A 22748-nucleotide genomic window follows, 5' to 3' on the forward strand; every position below is an offset into this window, starting at 1 on the left:
AATAATTAGAAGCTAGCACGTAGCATTAAACCATATGTTCTTGTTGCCGGACTTGTTCCTGCATTGGAAACTTGATCAACCCAATTTGACCCACCAGTCATTTGTTCAGGATCTAGATCCTTTATACTTCTGTAGATAAAGAATAAATTACGTCCAAATGCAGAGATTTGAAGGTTTTTAGCTCTTAATTTCTGTGCAACTGATTTTGGTAGACGATAAGCTATTGAAAGCTCGCGCATCTTGATATAATTATTCTTTTGTACATATAGTTCGTAACGTGAGTTAGAATATTGTGGTCCGCCCCAATTGTATGTGTTGTTGTAATAAACGGCCTGTGAAATAATATTGTCGTTTTGCGATCCGTCAGCTTTAACTCCAGACATCAACATCCCATCATGATAAACAGTCTCTCCATTTGGACCTGTACTTCCGGTTGTTGCGATCCCTTTTCCATTGGCGATATAGTAGCTAAGCCCACCATGTTCTGTATCCATGTTGTTTAAACTTTCCTCTAAGAGGCCTCTACTGATCATCCAGTTTATACCGGTAGGCATGACATGACCACCCCAGCGAAAATCAAGTAAGGCATCCAAGGTGAAATTTTTATACGTGAATGTATTTGTTAAACCACCAACAGCTTTAGGCATTGCATTTCCTGCTTTGATCCAAGAATTGGCATCCACTTGGTATAAGCCGTTATCTTGGACAATTTTATTGCCATTTGCATCAGTTGCTACTGGATGTACCATGATATCGCCCATAGGTTGGCCTACTTTTGATACTAATTGTGCCGCTGCACCATCATAATCTTTATGCAAAAGTTCAGAAACGCCACCTGGCAACTCTTCTACGATATTTTTATTCATTGAGAAGTTTAATACTGTATTCCATTTAAAATTCTCATGCTGTATTGGAGTACCTGTGATTGCAAATTCCCATCCTTTGTTGCGTAAAGTTCCCACATTTGCAACGATTGAACTCGATCCCATAGAAATTGGCAGGGTATAATCTAGAATTTGGTCCTGGATCAAGCCATTATAGTACGTGATGTCGAAGCCCAAACGATTATTTAATAATCGTGTTTCCAAACCAAATTCATATTCTTTTTTTCGTTCCGATTTAATTTTCTCATTTCCAAAGGCACTCGTTGGCACGTTGGTGTAAATTACAGCTTGACCTCCTTGAGTCTGTACTCCCATGGTGTTCTGTGTATAACTTAGTGGGCTTTGATAGATCCTAGGATAGTTACCCACGATACCAAATGATCCTCTTAATTTAGCATAACTGAATATTTCAGGTAAATGGAATGCTTCGGATAATATCAAACTTGAGTTTACAGAAGGATAGTAAGTAACATTGTCGTCCGGGTGCATCGTTGAGATAATTTCTCTTCTCAATGTTCCTTCAAGAAACCAGTAATTTTTATAGTTAAAGTTTAAGGTTCCAAACAACGCATCTCTCAATTGATTTCTGCGGTAATTGTATTTTGAATTTCCACCAATAGTATTTACCGAAGCGTTGATATCATACCAATTTCTTACGCTTAGTCCTCCCGCAGTTTCCCGTTGTACATAGGTATCCTGACTTTTGGTTGCGGTATAACCGAGCATAGCACCAACTTTGATGTCCTGATTGATCTGTTTGCTATATGAAGCCAAAAAGTCTGCATAATAGATGTTTGCATTTTGTTGACCTAAACCAAAATACCCTGTGTTTTCATAAGCTAGTGGTTTCTCATTTGGCTGCTTATCCTCGGTGCGAAGTGAGGTCATATCTGCCGAGAAACGTGCTCTTAAAGAGAAATCACTTGTTACTTGCCAGGTATTTGTTACTGATCCTAGAACGCGATTGGAATATTCATCATATTGTCTTGCTTTTGAGTTCCAGATAAAATCCAATACGTCTGTTTTATAGCCATTATAGATTAAATTTTCTGATTGTGTTAAGCTTTGGTCTGTGCCCGTAACATATTTATAGCCTAAGCTTGTTTTATATTTGTTTAGATACCACTCCGGATTGTCAAATGTTGAAATCATCCCGGTGAAGTTATTGATTAAACGATCCGTAAGGAATGGTCTATTATGTGTATGTTGGTTCACATAATTAACTACCACGTCTGTTGTTAATTTATCCCAAAGTTTGAACGAGGAATTTAAATTGGCAATATTCTTCTTGTTTGAAGATTCGAGTGCGGTCATCTGATTATCCTGACGTGTGACCGAGAATCTTGTATTTGAATTTTCAGTAGTATGACCAAGGGCTAAATTGAATGAAGTATTATTTGGGTTGTTGAATAGTTTGTTGTACGAATTTTGAGCTGAATATGGACGTACAACACCGTCCCAAGAAATAATGTCTTTACCGTCAAATTTAGGTCCAAAGTTTACAGTAGCCGGAAGTACGCCACGCGTTACGCCGTTGATAGCTCGGCTATTATCATAATAGAAAAACATATCATCAGCCTGTCCATCATTCTGATAGGCTTTTGTATAACCAGGGCCTCTGACATCTTGAAATCTTGGTAGATAAGCAATTTTATCATGCGTGTAGGTGGCATTAAAATCTATAGAAAAACCCTTTCCACCTTTCCCTGATTTTGTCGTTACCAATACTACCCCGTTCATTGCTTCTGATCCATACAAAGCTGCGGCAGAAGCACCTTTTAGAATGCTGATGTTCTCAATATCTTCCGGGTTGAGATCTTCTAAACCATTTCCGCGGGCACGTTGGTCGCCCCAATAATCCGAATTGTTAAAGCTTGATTGTCGCATTGGTACCCCATCGATAATAACCAATGGCTGTGAGTTTCCTGTGATTGAGTTAGTACCACGGATATTGATGTTAATACCCGATGTTGCTCCTCCAGGTGCTGCTGAAATACGAACTCCAGGTGCTTTACCATACAATGCCCCCGCAAAGTTTGGAGAACCAGTTTTTGTTAATTCTTTAGAATCGACTGTACTCATGGCATAACCAAGTTCCTTTGGAGCTCTTTTAATGCCCATGGCAGTAACAACAACCTCTTCCAGGTTGGAAGCATCTTCTGTTAATTTGATGTTAATCGTCTTTGAGGAACCAACGACTATTTCTTGGGACTTGTATCCGACAATGGATACACGTAAGACTTCACCTTGGGAAGCTTGAATTGTAAAAGACCCATTGGCCCCTGTTTGTGTACCCCTAGTTGTTCCCTTAACGGAAACTGTTGCGCCAGAGACTGGTCCATTAGCATCTGAAACTATTCCAGAAATGCTTTGCTGCGCATAAAGCGATGTCGCACTGAAAAGTGTACATAACGCCAATCCTGCAGTTTTTTTGTAAAATAGACTCATGTTTTAGGTGTTTGTGTAAAACGTTAGTTAATTATATTCGTGATATATTTTTCGATGACTAAGGCTGTTGTTCCGATTTGTTGTGCTCTTTTGTGCAAAGTGGAAATGGCTAAAGTTGTTTTTCTTGAAATCTTCGGAATGCTATATTCATTAACCGCGACTTGGATATGAGGTGCCAGAATATCCCCGATTTCTGCACCACGGCCACTGATGATTATTTTATCAGGATTTAGAATGTGTATTAATGTTGAGATTCCCTTGCCAAGCAAGTAGCCTACTTTCCCGATATTGTTGATCGCTACTTGATCTCCGATTTGGACAGCTTCAATTAATGCGTCAATTTTATTGATATGTTCATTGGCTAGCTTATCATAAATAGAATATTCTCCGTTTTTTATATCTCGCTCTGTATTTCGAATGGCTGCGCTAATGGAAGCTTCGACTTCAAGACATCCTCTTTTGCCACATGAACATAATGTAAGTGTGTCCGAAAGAGGAATATGGCTAAATTCACCGGCATAACCCGAGGTTCCTTTGAAGATATCGTCATTGATGAGTATTCCTAAGCCTACTCCCCAATTTAGATTGATCACGAGTGAATGAGATGAATCTTTAGCTTCACCAAATTTTCGTTCAGCTAAGGCAATGCAACGCGAGTCATTGTCAATAATGGCCGGAACCCTAAATTTTTGCTCAAATAGTTTTCGAATGTTATATAAGGGTGAATCTTCATTATATGATTCATTGAGGCCCGTTTCTGAATCAACAAATCCCGGCATGCTTATTCCAATACCGATGACTTGGTTAATATTAATTTCATTTGAAATGATGAAACTGTCTAAAGCTTCAAGAATGGAATCCGTCGCATTTTTATCTCTGAGGTCTATCGGAATATTGTTCTGCGACGAGATGATTTGAGCCTTAAGATTTGAAGAGGATATGGACGTATAGAATTGATCGATCGATACGCTGATAATACTTTGCTGTAAATTTTCATTAAGCATGTATTGTATGGCTTTTCTGCCACCTGTGGAAGCAGCGTAGCCTTTCTCGACAATGACATTTCTTGTCAAGAGATCATTGATCTGTTTAGTGACAGAGGGGATGCTTTTCGATAAAGAGTTTGCTATATCTGCAATCGGTTGCATCGGTCTATAATACAAAATTCTCAAAATTTCGCCGCCCATAATTTAGTTCAATTGTATTAATATAAATATTGGTTTATCTAAGTTTAATAATGGCCGACAACAACATTTCTTGTCGACTTGGTCTTTCATAGTTACTTGCTTAAAGAAGATCAATATGTTTAACTTCTAATAAGCATTGTATATTAAAGATAAGAACACTTTGTGTTAAGTTCAAAATTCTTTTTAAAATTTTTAAAAAGAATTTAAAGATGATGTGTTTTTAATCAAAAGAACGCTCTTTTTTTTTCTGAAGAAGGAATGCTTAATTTCGATTGTAACGAAATCGCGATAATTTAAGTGAGATTTATGGCGGATTTTGGTTTTATGATCTCCAAGGGCATTTTAAACTAGCATATAAAAAAAGCTCGGTATAAAACCGAGCTCTTTTTAAATATAGGCTAACTTGCCCTTTTGTAAACAATCTAAGAAACGATCAGCTATTTGACGTCCCAGAAGATTTTAGTTGTTCTTGTATCGTTTGCTTTAACAGCATCGTAATTAGCACTATTATTTGAAATCTCTTGGGTAGGATACAGTAAACGTTTAGGAGGATTTGCGTAATTAGCCAATCCAGCCACAGGGTATGTCAATACTGGATATCCTGTACGTCTCAATTCAGCCCAAGCTTGTTGTGCCTGTAAGAAACCATAATGTAGCCATTTTTGAGTCCATATTAATTCTAGGTTCTTTGCTTGAGTTGTTGAGAAGCTGATAGTCGACTTGTCTACAAAGTCATTGATGACGTCATCTGTAGGTTTTTTCTCTGTTTTCAGTCCTGAAGTATTTAAATTATTTAAATAATAATAGAAAGAAACGGATTGTTTAACAGCGACATCATAAGCATCTTTAGCCGCATTACTTGCTCCCCATCTTAATAGCGCTTCAGCTTTATTGAAATTGGTTTCAGAAGCAGTAATGACAATTCCTGGCAAAGCATTGTTGTCGAAGATAGTTGCCGAATCCAACACAGCGTAGTCTTGATAATTCTTCTCCATATCCGCCGAAGTAAAGGTAATTGGCATTGCTCTATACTCTTTGTTCTGAACGAACTTACCGTTTACTGTTTTTCCAAATTTGTCATAAAGTACAGGGATACGTGGATCTTTCGCTGGCAACATTACTTTGTTCAACATATGATCTGTTGCGAATTGATTGGGACCTTCAATCAAGGCCTGTCTCAACGTTCCTGTATAGTTGGTTAGAGGCTGCAATAAGATGTCTTCATTTCTAGGGTTGTAGTTTGCCGTTGCGCCACCATCTGCCAATGGATATTGTGTGGGGTTATTTAGCATTTCGAGTACTTCAGTTCTTGCTTTTGCCTCATCAACAAAAGAAATACGCATCAATAGACGCAGGCGAAGTGAATTGGCATACCTACGCCATTTTGCAACATTACCGCTATTTAAGATATCGTATTTTGAAAAATCAGGATTGGTAGTTGCTGTTGATAAGTACGTGTTGATATTTTTCAATTCGCTGATGAACTGATTGTATAATTCTTTTTGCGCATCAAACTTTGGCTTAATAATCGTACTTGTTGTTGGTAGACTACCGGCTTCACTGAAAGGGATATCTCCAAAGTTGTCAACAAGTTTAGATGCTTCGTCAAACAAAACAATTTTGCCAGTCTGGATAAAGATCTCTTTACTTGCTTTCTCCGCTTCAGGAAGTTCAGCATATGCTTTTTCCATGCTTCTTGTAATACCTAGTACACCAGGGGCATAAAAATCCGTCCAATATGCATAAGAGTAGCTATCGTTCGGCTGATACATGGTATTTGACGGATAAAAAGACGCTGTCTGCGTATATACTGCCTGATTGGACAGGATAAATGTACGGTAGTGGTAATAAGCTGGTCTTACACGATCATTATTTAGCATTTCGGCAAAGAACGCCGGAATATTTGCTTTTGTCGATGCATCTGGGTTTTGAAACTTGTCGTCAAGTTGTGATTTACAGCCGACCATCGTCGATAGGGCCGAAACCAAAGTTAATATAGAAAGAAAAGTTTTTTTCATGATTCTCGTGGGTAAAAAATTAAAAATTAGCATTCAATGAAAAACCGAAACTTCGGGTAGCAGCAGATGAACCAACGTCTACACCTTGTGCCCACCATTTGTTTCCTACTGGAGCTTCAGGATCAAGATTTTTCAATGTGCGGTAGAAGTAGAATAGATTCCTGCCCAACAAAGAAACCTTTAAATTGTTAATTTTAAGTCTTTTGGTGAAGCTGTCCGGAATACGGTAACCAACAGACAATTCTCTTAATTTGATAAAGTTGTTGTCGTATACAGCACCTTTTTCAGTCCAAGAATCTGCACCCCATCCGAAAGTGTTCATGTAGTACTCTGCAGCACTCAAATGCACATCGTTTGCTTTTCCTGTATTGGCGTTAACCCCTTGCAAAGTCACCCCATTTTCGCGGTATGGTAAGGTGTTTTCATATAGACCCGCACTCATGCCGTATTTGAGGTTTTCGGATACCATTTTACCTCCAAAACGATAATCAGCAGTAAAGTCTAACATAAAGTTTTTATAGGTAAATGTATTGGTCCAGCCCCCGATCGCTTTTGGCATAATGTTGCCAGCATATTTGTACTTGGTTTTGTCGATTACATAAAGTCCATCGTCCGAAATCAAGTTATTGCCGTTTTGATCTTTTGCAATGTCATAAACGTAAATATTTCCTAATTTCTCACCCTCTTTTGCGGTAATCTTCAAAGAGTTTTCATCGGCAGAGTAGAATACCAATTCTTCAACACCTGGTGCTAGGGTTTTAACAGTCGACTTATTAAATGAATAGTTCAGTCTAGAATTCCAGGTAAAGTTTTCATTTTGAATTGGCGTACCGTTGATGGAAAGCTCCAAACCGTTATTGGCAATTTTTCCGATATTCAAAATTTGGGAAGTTGCCCCTGTAGAGGCTGGTGTTGTAAGTCCTAAGATCTGATCATCGATATAATTGTTATAGTAACTAACATCTAATCCTAATCTATTTTTTAGAAACTTCAATTCCATACCTACCTCAACCTCATATTTACGCTCAGGACGTAGATTGAGATTTCCATAATTGTTTCTGTAGGTCAATGATGGAACAGCTCCATTTATTGTCAATAATGGATTCTGGTTGTAAGCGATATTTGCTTCGTAGATTGCGGCATCATTACCAACAATACCGTAGGAAGCGCGAAGTTTACCGTAGGAGAACTTATCCGACTTGATATCGAAAGCATCGCTGAAAATAAAGCTACCACTAACGGAGCCATAGCGATAATTATTGTTCGATGAAGGTAGTGTAGAAGAGTATTCAGAACGATAAGTACCGTCTAAGTAAGCAAATCCTTTATAGCCAATATTCAAGGAACCGAAGTAGGCATATTTTAGCATTTCCTTTCTGCTATTTGAAGTTGTTGCCTGCGCGTAACTGTTGCTTAAGCTAAACCAATTTTCTGTGACAAGACCACCTGCTGTACTTGAAGATTGATCATCATAACGTTCTGATCTCGATTGGAAACCTACGCTCGCTGAATAGTCGAAATCAGCATTGATTTTGTTGCTATAGGTTGCCATTACATCACCATACAGAATTGAATAGACTCCTTTTGAAGTAGCAAATCCTCCGGAACTGCTGGTAGTTGAATTGTAAGCTGTTGCGTATTCGTTGTATTGTTTGTTGATGCTCGTTGCAGAAGTTAAGTCATTGCCGATTCTTCCGCGGAGTTTCAGGTGATTTACAACATCCCAGTTTAATGTGGCACTTGTCAAAATCCTATTTTCGGTCTCATCATAACTGTTTTTGTATTGATTCCAAAAATAATCTAAGAGGTTGGAAGCCCGCATCGTGTATTTGAAGTCTTCAGGACGTCCTGTTCCAAATTTGGAATATTTGTAACCATCAGTGGTTTGATACGCATTTTTCATTGCAGACATATCTTCTGTTCTGCTGAAAAATCCGTCAAAACTTCCAAGTACCTGACCCAACAGATAGGTTCTGTTATGGGTGTTGGTATTGATAAAGTTAGCGACGATATCGGTCGACAATTTGTCGCTAAGTTTTAGCGTGCTATTGAGATTGAAGGTATTTCTGTTCTGTTTACTACCAGGGCTTGTACTTTTATAGTCCATTCTGGTCGCACTCAAACGGTAGTTAATTTTCTCTGTTTGGTTTGAGATACCGACGTTAATATTGGAATTGTAGCCTTTGTCAAATACGTCGTAGTAGTTGTTTTCACGTGCTTTGTATTGACGTACCTGTCCGTCCCACCACATAACATCTTCGCCAGTGAATTTTGGACCAAAACTTCCGTAGGATCTATAGTATGGTCTTCTTCCTGATGGAGAATTAGCATCTGTAAACCAACCTTCGGCAGATGCGCCGTTAGCGATGTTTGTCGCGGCATCGTAGCCAGGTCCATAAATATTTTGGAACTTCGGTAAAAAGGCTGCTCTTTCGATTGATCCATTATAGTTGAAGTCAATTCCTAGACCTCTACCTTTTGTGCCTTTCTTTGTTGTAATAACAATTACCCCACTTGCAGCGTCCGAGCCGTATAATGCACTGGCTGCGGCACCTTTTAAGATGGAAATATTGTCGATATCAGCTGGGTTGATGTCCAGCATACCATTACCTCTAATACGTTGATCGTCCCAATAATTATTATTGTTTGCACCAGTCGCACCACCTTGTTGATCGTTACGGATGATGATACCATCGACAACATAGAGGGGTTGGCGTTGATAGTTTAATGAATTGATACCACGGATTTGAACGTTAACCGCACTGGCAGAACCACCCGGAGCGGTGGTAATTTTCACACCTGGGGCTTTACCGTATAGTGCTGATCCAAAGTTGGTGTTACCCGCTTTGGTAATTTCTTCTGCTTTGATATTGCTAACTGCATATCCTAGCGCCTTAGATTCGCGCTTGATACCCATCGCAGTTACAACAACTTCATCTAAAGCTGAAGCGTCCTCAGTTAAGGAGACTTTAATCGATTTAACGGAAGTAACCGTAATTTCTTGCGTGTGGTAACCGACAATAGAAACACGTAATACTTCTCCCGGAGCGGCTTGAATCGTAAAAGCTCCGCTTGCATTTGTTTGGGTTCCTTTGGCAGTACCCTTAACAGAAACTGTCGCTCCTGAAACAGGACCTTTCGCGTCTGTTACTGTACCAGTAATGGTTTGTTGTGCGTAAAGCGAGGTGGCGCTAAATAGCGTACACAATGCTATACCTGTTGCTTTTTTGTAAAATAGACTCATTTTTTAATGATTAGTATGAATTACAATAAGTAAATGATTAGTGTGGTTATTTATTGAATTAAAATTTTATTGATATGGTTTTCGACGACAATTGCTGCAGTGCCTTTGATTTGTGCGTGTTTGTTTAAAGCTGACATCTGGATATTCGTTGTTTTTGCAATCTCGGGGATACAAAATTCATTGATGGCAATTTGTATTTGCGGATTCAAAATCCTTCCTAATTCTGCACCTCTTCCGCTGACAATAATTTGTTTTGGATTAAGAATATGGATGAGTGTTGATATGCCTTTACCCAGCATGTAACCTATTTTTCCTAAATTATTGATCGCAATTTGATCGCCTACATTCGACGCTTCAATTAAAGCATCTATTTTGTTGAGATTGCTTTTTACGAAGGTGCTGTAAATTGAATATTCGTTATTTTGGATATCAGCTTCCGTGCTTCGAATGGCAGCATCCAACGACGCTTCCACTTCAAGGCACCCTCTTTTTCCGCAAGAACATAAGGTGTTGTCATCCGAAAGTGGGATATGGCTAAATTCTCCCGCAAAACCAGACTCTCCTTTAAAAACGGAGCCATTAATAATAATACCCAACCCTACACCCCAATTTAGGTTGATAATCAGCGAATGATCAATACCCTTAGCCGCCCCAAACTCTTTCTCTGCTATAGCGATACATCTGGAATCGTTTTCTATGACAGTAGATAGCTGATATTTTGCTTCTATGCTATCTTTTATGCGATATAGCGGATGATTATGGGGATAAGATTCATTGACACCCAACTCGGAGTTTACAAATCCTGGTATGCTAAGACCAATGCCAATTATTTTATTGCTATTGATTCCCGATAATTCTAAAATCGATTCAATTTCACCCAATAGTAAATCAGAAGAATTGCTAGCCTTTAATTCTAAAGGAATATCGCGGTGTTCGATGACTTTTTGCTGATTGAGATCTGTAATGGTAAATGTAGAGAAATGCTGATCGGCTGAAATCGTTAAAATATAAAAATTCAGCGCTGGATTAATTGCGAACTGTAAAGGACGTCTTCCACCAGTGGATTCCGCAAAACCACATTCAACAATTATCTTTTCTTCGAGTAAACGATTGATTATTTTTGTGATGGAAGGTGTACTCTTGGCGAGTTTTTTGACCAACTCTGCAATAGAAAGCGCAGAATCAAAATAAAGGTTTTTCAGTATTTCTTTTTCCATCAGTTTGTGTGGTTTCTAAAAGTTGATTAAACTTTTGTTAAAGATATGTTAAATCGTATATAAGATCAAAATACTTTTTAAAAAACTTTAAAAAGTTACCGTTACGCTTTGTTTTTTTTATTTTTTCTGTAACAATATACCTTCCTGTTTATGCCATTAAATTGTGGATTGCGCATAAAAATGAAGGGTAAATACGTTATATTTACCTTTTAATTATACAATCTGATTATGAAACAACGCTATTACTCCTTGGATGTATTTCGTGGAGCTACTGTGGCACTGATGATTATGGTTAATAATCCGGGTACATGGGCTCATATGTTTGCACCGCTAAAACATGCAGAATGGCATGGATGTTCACCTACAGACCTGGTTTTTCCTTTTTTTCTTTTCGCAGTAGGTAATGCCATGTCTTTTGTTATACCTCGTTTACAGGAGGCTGGACCTGCAGTATTTTGGCAAAAAGTAATTAAACGGACGATCTTGATTTTTGCGATTGGACTTTTCATCAATTGGTGGCCTTTTGTGAAATGGGATGGTGCGGAGCTGGTTTTTAAACAATGGGTGGACGGAACGGATCCGAGCCGGGGAATCCGGATTTTCGGTGTACTCCAACGCATCGCAGTTGCTTATTGTTTTGCTTCGATTTTAGCTTATTATTTTAAAGAAAAAACGATTATCTGGATCTCGGCAATCATACTGTTGTTATATTGGGCAATCTGTGCAATAGCCGGAGGAGCAGATCCCTATAGCTTGGAGGGCTGGTTCGGTACAAAGTATGATATAGCAATCCTAGGTTTACCGCATGTTTACAAAGGGGAGGGGGTGCCATTTGATCCTGAAGGGCTGATGAGTACCTTGCCGACAATTGTTCAGGTTGTCTTTGGCTATTTAGTTGGTGTATTTATTAAAAAGCAAGGTCAGGTGGATTGGCTGTGGACGAAAGTGCCGGCCTCAAGTGAGCCTCATTTTAAATTGCTGGCGGGAATGTTTGTGACCGGATTTATTTTGGTCGTATTGGCTTGGATATGGGCCTTGGGTTTTCCGATCAATAAAAAAATATGGACGAGTTCCTATGTGCTCTATACAACAGGTTTGGCAACCATGACACTCGGTGGTATGATCTGGTTTATTGAAGTGCAGGGTGTCAAAAATAAATTGACACAGTTTTTTGATGTTTTTGGTAAAAATCCGTTATTCATCTTTGTACTGAGCGGTATTCTACCACGCTTTTTGGGATTGTTCCGTATTCCTGATGGCGTAAAAGAGGATGGTACACAAAAATACCTCGACGCTTTTGTCTGGTTTTATAAATATATTTGCGCGAAAGTGCCTGGGATACCTGAAGTTGGTTCTTTTGTTTATTCGCTATGTTTCTTAACGTTGATGTGGGTAATCTGCTATTGGTTGGACAAGAAGAAGATCTACGTAAAGGTTTAATAGTGGCTGAACCTTTGCTTATTAAATTATTTTGGCAACCGAAGATTTTTGCTATCTTTGCAGCCAATTAATAAAATTTTTAACGCTTTAATATTATTCAGGAAATGTATTTAAGTAAAGAGTACAAAGCTGATATCTTCGCAGAATTTGCTGGATCAGCTACAAACACAGGATCTACTGAAGGTCAAGTTGCTTTATTCACTAAGAGAATCGCTCACTTAACTGAGCACTTGAAAAAAAACAGAAAAGATTTCGGTACACAACGTGCCCTACAAATGTTAGTAGGTAAACGTCGTTCATTATTAGCTTATCTTTACAAAAAAGATATCAACCGTTACCGTGCGATCATTAAAGGTCTAGGTTTACGTGATATTATCAAATAAGCTTTAATACAAAGGTGTTAAGAAAGCCATCCAATTTTTGGATGGCTTTTTTTGTTGTGCTTATCGTGCCCGAATTGTTATAGGATTTTTCGCGTCAGTATGGTCTTTTTTTGTTCGTCATGGCTTTTGTCGTTGTTCAGGACTTCCTTAGGTTAGCGGACGGGATTGGCCTACTTGTCTCTTACTTCGGTTTCACTATTTAATTGCTATTTAATCGCTTTTTCCTCGGAGCTTGTTCGTTGTTTCTTCGCTTCCAACCGAAGAAGTACCGAACAAGCTCCGAACAAGTACCGAAGAAGCACCGAGGAATCTCCGAAAATGATAGCCATGTCTTATACTGAAATAGGTTTACATTTACCGAACAGATTACTATATAGATTTTACATCCTATTTTTTCTACTGGATTTGGTTGTCATTGTCCGTTTTCTGACTGTTATCGGTTGTCCTTTCCCTAACCACAGTTTCCCTAGTTTTGCTGCGGAACTTTTTTGACTCAGCGTTACGTCTTTGAAACATTTTGGGAACTTTTTGGTTCTGCAATTGCTGATGTGCCTGCTGGGGAGACATCATATTGCAGGACATATGTGGCCTAAAATGATTGTATATATTGACTGCCTTGACCAGCTGTGCAAGTGCCGTTTTGTAGTCTGGAAAGGTCTCAGCCATGCGATATTCGCTTTTTAGGATGCCATTTAGCCTTTCTGCCACGGCATTGTCGTACGGGCTTCCGGATTGTGTCATGCTTATTGTAATCCTATTTTCCTGCAATATAGTGACATAATTTGTACTGCAATACTGGATGCCGCGATCGGAGTGGTGGGTCAGATCGCTCTGTGGATACATTCTATGTGATATTGCCATCCTGAGCGCTGATATACAGGCCTGTGCTGTTGGCCTGTGCGTAAGTTTGTAGCCCACGATCTTTCGGGAATAGGCATCTGTGACCAGGCACAGGTAGATCCATTTGTCCCGGATGCGGATGTAGGTGATGTCACTTACCCATATCTGCTCGGGACGCAGGGCCTGCCTGCGCTGCACAAGGTCGGGCCACTTTTTGAAACGGTGGTCGGACTGGGTGGTGATGGCATACCTGCGTTTGCATTTGACCAAAAGGTCATTTTCGCGCAACAGTCTGAAGAAAGCGTCCCTTCCCAGTCCAACCATCGCACTACCCATTTCTTTGACCAATATGCTGCGGAGTTTAAGGGTACCCATGCGATGGGAGTCCTTCCGAATTTCACGTACCCGCGCCAGCACAAGCCCGCTGCGAACGGAGTATTCCTGTTCTCTGCCCATATATTTATAGTAGGATTGCCTTGTTCTGCCAAATAGTCCACAAAGTCTGGAGACCGAAACATTCTGGTAACACGACTTCATTTCTTGGACGATTTGGCCCCAGACTTTTTTACAAAATCAGCCCCATGGAGCTCCTCCGCTTTTTTGATCAACATCTCCAGGGCAGTAATTTTGAGGTTCGCCTGGAAGAGTTCATCCCTGAGATCCTGCTCATTTTTCACCCCAGTGTCTTCTGGCTCAACAGTCTGGGAAACTTCCAGCTCCAGATTGTTTTCCCACTGCTGGTACCATTTCATAAAATACCGCGGAGTGGCTTCCCCCGGAAGATTGTACTTCTGGGCAAGTTGCGAATAACTCAGCTTGCCGGCAAGGTATTCTCTGGAAACGAGGATCTTGAAGCTATCACTGTAAACTTGCTGTCCCCCTGATTTACGTTTTGTCATACGCTTTTTCATAATATTAAATTTAAGATTTTAATATTCGGTTTTTGTAAACCTTTTTCAGGAATGGACATATTAAATTTAAGATTTTAATATTCGGTTTTTGTAAACCCTTTTCAGGAATGGACACCATGTTTTATACTTGTCTTATATTGTTTTATACTACGCGACAGGCTAGATTCCTCGTTATAATTGATAAGCCTTTGGAAGCCTTTTTCGAGAAATAAGAGAACTTGAGAAGACTTCAATCGATTCATTGCTTGACAGATTAAGGCGGTTGCTGCCGTATTCCGATGGTTTGATGATTTAGCCTGCTGTTAATTGCACTAATCTTAATATTTTAATTTACCTTTGTGCTGAAATCTAATGTATTTAAAATATTGGCATGCTGCCAACAAGATGAAAAGCATGTCGCAAACAAGATTAAATGAATTACAACGAAATTAAAACGACCATCGATATGGGTAATGGCACCCAGATCGAATTGTCTACAGGTAAATTGGCAAAACAGGCTGATGGGGCTGTAGTATTAAAACAAGGTGATACGATGTTGCTTGCAACAGTTGTTTCAGCTAAAGACGCGAAATCTGGCGTTGATTTTTTACCCCTTTCTGTAGATTATCAAGAAAAATATGCGGCAACTGGCCGTATTCCAGGTGGTTTCTTACGTCGTGAGGCTAGATTGTCAGATTATGAGGTATTGATCTCACGTTTGGTAGATCGTGCATTACGTCCTTTGTTCCCTGAAAATTATCACGCAGATACACAAGTTGCAATCAGCTTGATCTCTGCAGATAAAGATATTATGCCTGATGCTTTAGCGGGCTTGGCTGCTTCTGCAGCTATTGCTGTTTCTGATATTCCTTTCAATGGACCGATTTCTGAAGTTCGTGTTGCGAAAATTGACGGTCAGTTGGTCATCAACCCAAAATTGTCTGAGCTTGAAAATGCAACTTTAGAGTTTATTGTTGCTGGTTCTGCACAAGATATCGGTATGGTTGAAGGTGAAGCGAAAGAGATTTCTGAAGCTGAAATGGTAGAAGCAATTGCTTTTGCTCATGAAGCTATCAAAAAACAAGTTGCTGCTCAAGTGGAGCTGGCTAACTTAGTTGGTAAAACTGTGAAGCGTGAGTATAACCATGAGCCTGAAAACCTTGAATTGAGAGATGCTATTTTTGCAGCTACTTACGATAAGGTTTATGCTATTGCAAAATCTGCTTCTGCGAAACATGACCGTTCTGAGAACTTCGCAAAAATCGCGGAAGAGTACAGAGCAACAATGCCAGAGGAATTGGATGATGATACCGCATTCTTATTTAAAAAATATTTCCACGATGTTCAGTATGATGCTGTCCGTAACCTGGTTTTGGATGAAGGTATGCGTTTAGATGGCCGTGATGTACGTACTGTACGTCCGATCTGGTCTGAAGTGGATTACTTGCCTGCTGCACACGGTTCGGCTGTATTTACACGTGGTGAAACACAATCATTGACATCGGTTACTTTAGGTGCTAAAGACGATGAGCAAATGATCGATGGTGCTTTTATCAACGGTTATAACAAATTTATTCTTCACTACAACTTCCCTGCATTCTCTACAGGTGAGGTAAGACCTAATAGAGGTCCTGGCCGTCGTGAAGTTGGTCACGGTAACTTGGCTATGCGTTCATTGAAACAGGTACTTCCTGCAGACAGTGAAAATCCATATACGATCCGTGTTGTTTCTGATATCCTGGAATCAAATGGATCTTCTTCAATGGCTACGGTATGTGCTGGTACATTAGCACTTTTGGATGCCGGTGTGAAATTGAAAGCGCCAGTTTCAGGTATTGCCATGGGATTGATTTCTGATGAGAAAACAGGTAAGTATGCGATCTTATCGGATATCTTAGGTGATGAAGATCATTTAGGTGATATGGACTTTAAAGTAACTGGTACAGAAAAAGGTATCGTTGCTTGTCAAATGGACTTAAAAATCAATGGTTTGAAATGGGAAGTGTTGACGCAAGCTTTGGATCAAGCAAAAGAAGCGCGTTTACACATCTTAGGTGAAATGAAGAAAACAATTTCTGCTCCACGTGAAGATTACAAACCACATGCACCTCGTATCGTTCAATTGTTGATCGATAAAGAATTTATTGGCGCTGTAATCGGACCAGGTGGTAAAATTATCCAAGAGATGCAACGTGAGACCGGTGCTACAATTTCGATCGAAGAAGTTGATAACAAGGGTGTTGTTCAAGTATTCGCAGATAATAAAGCCGCTATCGATGATGCAGTAGGTCGTATTAAAGCAATCGCTTCTAAACCAGAGATTGGTGAAACTTACGAAGGTAAAGTGAAATCAATTATGCCATTCGGTGCTTTCGTTGAAATCATGCCTGGTAAAGATGGTTTATTGCACATCTCTGAAATCGACTGGAAACGTCTTGAAACAATGGACGGTATCTTCAAAGAAGGTGATAAAGTAACGGTTAAATTGTTGGATATCGACAAACAAGGTAAAATGAAGCTTTCGCGTAAAGCGTTATTGCCTCGTCCTCCGAAAGAAGACAAACCAAAGCAGGATAAACCTGCCGGTGAAGCTCCTGTAGCTGGTGCTGGACAAGAATAAGTTTATTCCTTTCAAATGATATGAAAAGCCCGCTTTAAGCGGGCTTTTTTTATGGAAATTAAATCCACTATCTATCTTTTTGGAGAAAAATTTCGATGTAAAGTCAATGACTCCAAATTGCTAATTGTAAAATTAATATGCTGACTAGAAGACTTGTAAATGGTTAATTAACTTAATTTGCTCATAAACTCGTTGCGTTTTCACGGAAGTGTTTATATTTATCCCATTAGTCTAATATATTTTATGAAAAGAATTTTTTCAACAGCTCTAATGCTAGGAGCTGTTAGTGCTGTATTTGCACAAACTTCATCTGAACAGGAAAGTCTGAGATCTAAAAAAGGTAGTTTTGTAACAGAGTTGAATTTTAATCCATTCAAAGGCAATTTGAGTTTAAATAATTCATTGAATCAAATCAAAGGAAGATATTTCCTAAAAGATGATTTGGCTCTTCGGTTGGGGATCGGTATCAACGTTATTGATTCTGCAGCAAGTTATGGCAGCCCTTATGGCACAAATAGTTACTTTAATACAAATAATAGAAAAGCAACTGGTGTAGATGTTAATCTTGGTTTTGAAAAGCACTTTAAAGGAAGCAGAAGGTTGTCTCCTTACATTGGCTTTGATCTAAGTTATGGTACGAAAAAAACTAAACAGGAGCTTACCACTACTGCTTATACCATGGATATTAAGCATGCCTGGATGGAAGTGGTCTATCAGCAGACAAACAATGGTTATTATTCGTCTTTACAGCTTGTTCCTAATGGCTATACGAGATTTGGCGCTTATGCGGTTGCTGGATTTGATTTTTATGTTTCTAAAGGTTTATTTGTGGGCTATGAATTCAACTTAGGTTATTTAAGTACCAAATATAAGAAACCTGAATTTACAATTACGGGAACAGATCCAGGTTACGGATCTTATATCTCTGAAAATAAGACCAAAACTTTCAAGAGCTCCCTTGTCAATGGTGTTAGGGTTGGATATGCATTCTAGGATAAAGTTTATAAAAAATGACACTAAAATTTAAAACACGCCAGATTGCTTTATTTGTTTTGTTGAGCTTCTTTTTTTCCTGCAAAAAGGAAGATTTTACACCTCCCGCCATTCAAACGATTTCTGTTGTCGCCAATTCTCCTGCTTCCTTTAAAGTTGTAGGGAATATCTCAAAGCTGGGCAGTGAAAAAGTTGAAGATTATGGATTTGTCTACAACAATTCTCCGGAAATCAGTGAAACGAAAGGAATCAAAGTTTCACTCGGTAAAGATATCCGGACCGGGGAATTTAGCAAAGACATTGTCGTTGACAATTTGTTTGCAAATTCTTATAACAATGGTATATGGGTAAGAACCTATCTGAAAGATTCAAGGGGAACTGTCTTTGGTGCCTTGCTGAATGTTAATCTTCCGGTTCCATCCGTAGGGAACATAACGCCAAATATGGCCATGTCTGGAGATATCATTAAAATTGCGGGCGATTTTTTTGACGCAACGGTATCGAATACAGCTGTTGTATTTGAGAATGTCAAGGCAAAAGTACTGTCTGTAACTAAGACTGAAATTACTGTTGAAGTACCAACAGGCATATCTACACGTCACGGTAATTACGTGAATGTTAATATTAGTATTGGGACAACAACGACCAATAATAGTTCGTTTCAGATACTGGGCAATTATAAGGATTTTATGCCAAAATCTGGTCCAGTGGGAACCAAAATAAACTTTACAGGAGATAACTTGCCTGATTCTTATTATTATAATTCAACTCCATTAATCGAATTAGGGGGACAACAAGCTGCAATAGCCTATAATGATGGGGGAGTCAATGTTCCTTTTACAGTAAAGGAAAACTCTGATTTGGCAGTAACGGTCAATGGTAAGAAAAAAGTATTAGGAACTTTTACAGTCACAGCGCCTGTGATCAGTGACTTGTCTCCGGCCTCGGTGTTTCCGGGAGAGGCAATTTTGGTGAAAGGTACAAACTATCCGAATAGCAATGATTATAGTGAAGGCCGCCCACGGATTAAACTAGGATCTGGTAGCTATCAGGATGTTTATATTTACGATGCTGGTCAATTTTATTATAATGTTCCAACTAATATCGAAGCAGGAGATTATTCCCTTTATTTAAAGGTGGGACCGCATGAAGTACTTTCACCAAAAAAGCTGAAAATATTAGGCTATACAGCAACGAATTTTTCTCCAAAATCGGGAAGCTCATTGCAGCAAATCAATATTACAGGAAGTTTCATGACCGGAAGTTGGTATAACGTATATTTCGGTTCTGTGCAAACTAATGGAACGGCAACTTCTCCCACGAATTTGCAGGTGACAGTTCCTTATGGGATGAGTGAGGGTAAAGTTAAGATTATGATTGAATTTCCGAATAACAAGGTGACCGTTCCGGGGGATTTCGACGTTACAGGTCCTTCTTTCACATCCTTTAGTCCGACGTCTGCTGTTCCGGGCGCAATCCTGACAATTAAAGGATCTGGATTTGCTCCAAACTATGATACGGCTGTGAAATTTGGCTCTATAGCGGTTGCTCCTAATAGTGTGACGTCAAATACAATCTCCGTAACAGTTCCGTCAAACGTATCTCCAGGAGCGATGAAATTAACTGTTGTTACGGGCGGACAATCTGTCTCGCATAAAGATAATTTTACCCTGTTGGACAAATAATGAGATTTTATAAGAGCTTAACCGGCGTATAGGTCTTACCTCCTGGTTATTGCCCTGATATGATTGTAATGAGGTAGTAGTGGGTACGCTATTAATACAAAGATTAAACAAAGAAGGCTGTCAATTCGACAGCCTTCTTTGTTTTTTATAACATGATAACACCTTTTATCTTCGCCACTTCTTTGTAGAAGTAGATTACCTGATCGGCGTCTTTTACGTTCAAGTTTACCGTAATTGAAGTATACTTACCTGTTTTGGAATCCTTAAAATCAAACTGAGCACCTGTGTCATCAAATACGCTTTGGATCTGATTGAAGTGGTCCTGATCTTTTGGTAAGATAAATTTATACGTATAGTCCTTTGGAAATGTTTCTAAATCTTCTAAGCGCTCTTTAAAAGTTTCATAGAAGTCTTTTGGATTACCACCTCCGTCAGGGATATCTTGTATATTGATGTTTTTGTAATCTGCCATGTTTTGTTTCTCCTTAAATATGTTATTAAGGTATTAACAAATATTAATCCAGTAATGTTTTACTGACAATATTTCAGTTAATTATTGTCAATGCTTGAAGGCCAATCGGCTTTGTTTTTACCAAAGTTTTTGTTTGGCGTAGCACTCATCTCGATTTCCATCTGTCCACCTTCTAAAAGCTGTGCATGTGTAATGAACGACTTAGCATAAGGTTTACCATTCAATTTGATCGATTTAATGTATTGATTTGCTTTACCTTGATTTTTAACATCGATAGCTAAAGTTTTGCCATTTGGTAAATTGATGTTCGCATGTTGCATCATCGGGGATCCGAAGACATAAACACCACTCATTGCATTCAGTGGATAGAAGCCCATTGCTGAGAACACATACCATGCGCTCATTTGTCCGACGTCATCATTTCCACATAGACCAGCTGGACTGTTTGTGTAAAACTCCGTCATCGCTTTACGGACTAAGGCTGCACCTTTCCAAGGTTGTCCAGCATAAGCATATAAATAAGGGATATGATGATTTGGTTCGTTACCTTGCGCATATTGGCCGATTAGTCCTGAAATATCTGGAGAGGCTTCACCGCCAAGATCCGATGACATGGTCGTAAAATAATCCAGTTTTTTCAAAAATTTATCTTCACCACCGAAAAGATTGATCAGACCTTTGACATCTTGAGGTACTAACCAGGTATATTGCCATGCATTTCCTTCGCAATAGTCATTCTCGCGGTGTTTGGCCATCAATGGGTCGAAAGGTCTGCGGAACTCGCCATTGGCTTTTTTACCGACGAAATGACCTACTTCTTTGTCAAAATACTGCTCATATAGTTTGTAGCGTTTTTTGAAATAGGCCGCGTCTTCTGTTTTACCTAATTTTTCGGCAATTTTATAAGCACCAAAGTCAGCAATCGCATATTCTAATGCCCATGCTACAGATTCATTTGGCATGCTGTCGATCGGAATGTAAGTCAGTTCACGTGCATATTTCAGGCCATGATCGTTGCCCATGGCCGTGGTCTTAACAGCTTCCCAAACCAACGGATAATCTTTCTCGTCAATGATCCCTTTCAAGAAGGCATCCGCAATGACTGGAATCGCAGGTAGACCCACCATGGTGTTGGTTTCATTACCTTGTAAGTGCCACATTGGCAATTTACCTTGCTGTTGATAGATAGCCAACATGGTTTTGATAAAGTCCTGGTTGATTTTACGGTCTTCTAGGATGGTCATCAACGGGTGAAGTCCGCGGTAAGTGTCCCAAAGCGAAAATACCGTATGGTTGACAAAATCCTGTTTCTCGTATACTTGTTTGTCAGTTCCTAAATAATCGCCATTTGCATCGTTAAAGATGGTAGGAGCGAAGTAGGTATGGTATAATGCCGTATAGAAGATTGTCTTCGTATCTTTGTCGGCTTCAAATTGAATCTTATTTAAGGTTTTGTTCCAACGCTGATCGGCTTCTTGTTTTACTTTTTCAAAATTCCAGCCCGGGATCTCTGCATTGATATTATTCAGGGCATTGGTCGAGCTTACTGGTGAAATGCCAACTTTGAGTTCGATGGTCTTGTTTTTAACGGCATCAAAGAATAAAGCTGCTTTGATTGCTTTGCCTTGGAATGTGGTCTGTCCCAATTTTTCTTCTTTACCGTCGAAAAATCTTACTTTTTGTATCGGCTGGGAAGTTCTGATCGCAAAATACAATTTTTGGTCAGTTGCCCATCCTGTTGAAAAGCGGTAACCAACAAAGGTCGAGTCGTTAACCTGTTTGATGTAGGTGTCTGTCGGTTTATCCCAATTGATATGGTAACCTAAGTCGACCAAAATATGTGCATTGTCTGTTTTTTCATAGCGATATTGATGATAACCTACACGTTCGGTTGCCGTCAAATTGGCCTGTACCTGATAGTCATCTAAATAAGCGCTATAGAATCCGGGTTTGGCAACCTCATTTTCCTTTTTGAAGGAAGAGCCATAACCTGTATTCATTTTATTGAATTCCGCTGGCGTTAATTGTAATTTTCCGTTGGCTGGAACGATCATGAGGTCGTTGAGGTCACCGATACCTGTTCCGCTCAGGTGGGTATGGGTAAAACCCAAAATTTCCTGGCTTTTGTAATTGTATCCACTGCACCAATCCCATCCGTTGAACTTGTCCCAAATTTGTGGAATTTGGGTAGGCCCTAATTGTACAGCACCTAAAGGTACATTTGCACCAACAAAGACGTGACCATGATCCGCTGACCCAATAAAGGGGTTGACATATTGTGTAAGATTTTGCTGGGCTTGCGCGCAAAATGGCAAAATTATTGTGCCCAACACTGTTTTGAGTAGTTTATTTCCTGTCATAGGTTTTGTTCGGGTATTTGAAAACTGCTTAAAATTAGTAAATAAAACCTTTTAGCGCAATTTTATT

General features: G+C 39.3%; 14 protein-coding genes. 5 read left to right on the plus strand and 9 right to left on the minus strand.

Annotated features, from left to right (window positions below; all coding sequences use genetic code 11):
* Window positions 1-5 precede the first annotated feature (5 nt).
* From CBM24_RS03465 to CBM24_RS03485, 5 genes are all read right to left on the minus strand, one after another.
* Window positions 6-3332 carry a SusC/RagA family TonB-linked outer membrane protein gene (locus CBM24_RS03465; protein ID WP_088160216.1) on the minus strand — a complete coding sequence of 1109 codons (3327 nt, stop codon included), beginning with the start codon at window positions 3330-3332 and terminating at the stop codon, window positions 6-8.
* Window positions 3333-3355: 23 nt separating this feature from the next.
* Window positions 3356-4519, minus strand: a complete 1164-nt coding sequence (locus CBM24_RS03470) for an ROK family protein (RefSeq protein WP_088160217.1) — start codon at window positions 4517-4519, stop codon at window positions 3356-3358.
* 437 nt (window positions 4520-4956) lie between these two features.
* Window positions 4957-6537 carry a SusD/RagB family nutrient-binding outer membrane lipoprotein gene (locus CBM24_RS03475; protein ID WP_088160218.1) on the minus strand — a complete coding sequence of 527 codons (1581 nt, stop codon included), beginning with the start codon at window positions 6535-6537 and terminating at the stop codon, window positions 4957-4959.
* 19 nt (window positions 6538-6556) lie between these two features.
* On the minus strand, window positions 6557-9781 hold the full coding sequence (locus CBM24_RS03480; protein ID WP_088160219.1) for a SusC/RagA family TonB-linked outer membrane protein: 3225 nt from the start codon (window positions 9779-9781) through the stop codon (window positions 6557-6559).
* Window positions 9782-9831: 50 nt separating this feature from the next.
* A complete protein-coding gene (locus CBM24_RS03485; RefSeq protein ID WP_075991033.1) occupies window positions 9832-10998 on the minus strand; it encodes an ROK family protein in 1167 nt (388 codons plus the stop codon).
* 228 nt (window positions 10999-11226) lie between these two features.
* On the opposite strand from CBM24_RS03485, the gene CBM24_RS03490 reads away from it, so the two are divergent.
* Window positions 11227-12438, plus strand: a complete 1212-nt coding sequence (locus CBM24_RS03490; protein WP_075991034.1) for an acyltransferase family protein — start codon at window positions 11227-11229, stop codon at window positions 12436-12438.
* Between the two features lie 104 nt (window positions 12439-12542).
* Window positions 12543-12821 carry a 30S ribosomal protein S15 gene (gene rpsO, locus CBM24_RS03495; RefSeq protein WP_046674145.1) on the plus strand — a complete coding sequence of 93 codons (279 nt, stop codon included), beginning with the start codon at window positions 12543-12545 and terminating at the stop codon, window positions 12819-12821.
* Window positions 12822-13217: 396 nt separating this feature from the next.
* Here the strand turns inward: rpsO and CBM24_RS03500 are convergent, their stop codons facing one another.
* Both CBM24_RS03500 and CBM24_RS03505 read right to left on the minus strand, forming a co-directional pair.
* Entirely contained in the window at window positions 13218-14198 is a 981-nt protein-coding gene (locus CBM24_RS03500; protein ID WP_157698357.1) for an IS3 family transposase, read from the minus strand.
* A complete protein-coding gene (locus CBM24_RS03505) occupies window positions 14195-14572 on the minus strand; it encodes a hypothetical protein (RefSeq protein ID WP_075993755.1) in 378 nt (125 codons plus the stop codon). Before CBM24_RS03505 ends, CBM24_RS03500 begins: the two co-directional genes overlap by 4 nt.
* A 412-nt stretch (window positions 14573-14984) precedes the next feature.
* Here CBM24_RS03505 and pnp point away from each other — a divergent pair, with 412 nt between their 5' ends.
* From pnp to CBM24_RS03520, 3 genes are all read left to right on the plus strand, one after another.
* Entirely contained in the window at window positions 14985-17171 is a 2187-nt protein-coding gene (gene pnp, locus CBM24_RS03510) for a polyribonucleotide nucleotidyltransferase (RefSeq protein WP_088160220.1), read from the plus strand.
* A gap of 243 nt (window positions 17172-17414) precedes the next feature.
* Window positions 17415-18164, plus strand: coding sequence for a hypothetical protein (locus tag CBM24_RS03515; protein ID WP_088160221.1), 750 nt, complete (start codon window positions 17415-17417; stop codon window positions 18162-18164).
* A 17-nt stretch (window positions 18165-18181) separates the two neighbouring features.
* Window positions 18182-19849: an IPT/TIG domain-containing protein gene (locus tag CBM24_RS03520; RefSeq protein WP_088160222.1), complete on the plus strand. Its 1668-nt coding sequence runs from the start codon at window positions 18182-18184 to the stop codon at window positions 19847-19849.
* Window positions 19850-19994: 145 nt separating this feature from the next.
* On the opposite strand, the gene CBM24_RS03525 is transcribed toward CBM24_RS03520, so the two are convergent.
* Together CBM24_RS03525 and CBM24_RS03530 are read right to left on the minus strand one after the other, a co-directional pair.
* Window positions 19995-20321, minus strand: a complete 327-nt coding sequence (locus tag CBM24_RS03525) for a DUF493 domain-containing protein (RefSeq protein ID WP_088160223.1) — start codon at window positions 20319-20321, stop codon at window positions 19995-19997.
* Window positions 20322-20398: 77 nt separating this feature from the next.
* On the minus strand, window positions 20399-22681 hold the full coding sequence (locus CBM24_RS03530; protein WP_088160224.1) for a GH92 family glycosyl hydrolase: 2283 nt from the start codon (window positions 22679-22681) through the stop codon (window positions 20399-20401).
* Between the last annotated feature and the right edge of the window lie 67 nt (window positions 22682-22748).

It is taken from the genome of Sphingobacterium sp. G1-14, from assembly GCF_002196555.1.
GTDB lineage: Bacteria > Bacteroidota > Bacteroidia > Sphingobacteriales > Sphingobacteriaceae > Sphingobacterium > Sphingobacterium siyangense.

Coding starts and splice junctions, on each gene's coding strand:
- CBM24_RS03465 (WP_088160216.1), bottom strand. CDS start 3,332: ATGAGTCTATTTTACAAAAAAACTGCAGGATTGGCGTTATGTACACTT.
- CBM24_RS03470 (WP_088160217.1), bottom strand. CDS start 4,519: ATGGGCGGCGAAATTTTGAGAATTTTGTATTATAGACCGATGCAACCG.
- CBM24_RS03475 (WP_088160218.1), bottom strand. CDS start 6,537: ATGAAAAAAACTTTTCTTTCTATATTAACTTTGGTTTCGGCCCTATCG.
- CBM24_RS03480 (WP_088160219.1), bottom strand. CDS start 9,781: ATGAGTCTATTTTACAAAAAAGCAACAGGTATAGCATTGTGTACGCTA.
- CBM24_RS03485 (WP_075991033.1), bottom strand. CDS start 10,998: ATGGAAAAAGAAATACTGAAAAACCTTTATTTTGATTCTGCGCTTTCT.
- CBM24_RS03490 (WP_075991034.1), top strand. CDS start 11,227: ATGAAACAACGCTATTACTCCTTGGATGTATTTCGTGGAGCTACTGTG.
- rpsO (WP_046674145.1), top strand. CDS start 12,543: ATGTATTTAAGTAAAGAGTACAAAGCTGATATCTTCGCAGAATTTGCT.
- CBM24_RS03500 (WP_157698357.1), bottom strand. CDS start 14,198: ATGAAGTCGTGTTACCAGAATGTTTCGGTCTCCAGACTTTGTGGACTA.
- CBM24_RS03505 (WP_075993755.1), bottom strand. CDS start 14,572: ATGAAAAAGCGTATGACAAAACGTAAATCAGGGGGACAGCAAGTTTAC.
- pnp (WP_088160220.1), top strand. CDS start 14,985: ATGAATTACAACGAAATTAAAACGACCATCGATATGGGTAATGGCACC.
- CBM24_RS03515 (WP_088160221.1), top strand. CDS start 17,415: ATGAAAAGAATTTTTTCAACAGCTCTAATGCTAGGAGCTGTTAGTGCT.
- CBM24_RS03520 (WP_088160222.1), top strand. CDS start 18,182: ATGACACTAAAATTTAAAACACGCCAGATTGCTTTATTTGTTTTGTTG.
- CBM24_RS03525 (WP_088160223.1), bottom strand. CDS start 20,321: ATGGCAGATTACAAAAACATCAATATACAAGATATCCCTGACGGAGGT.
- CBM24_RS03530 (WP_088160224.1), bottom strand. CDS start 22,681: ATGACAGGAAATAAACTACTCAAAACAGTGTTGGGCACAATAATTTTG.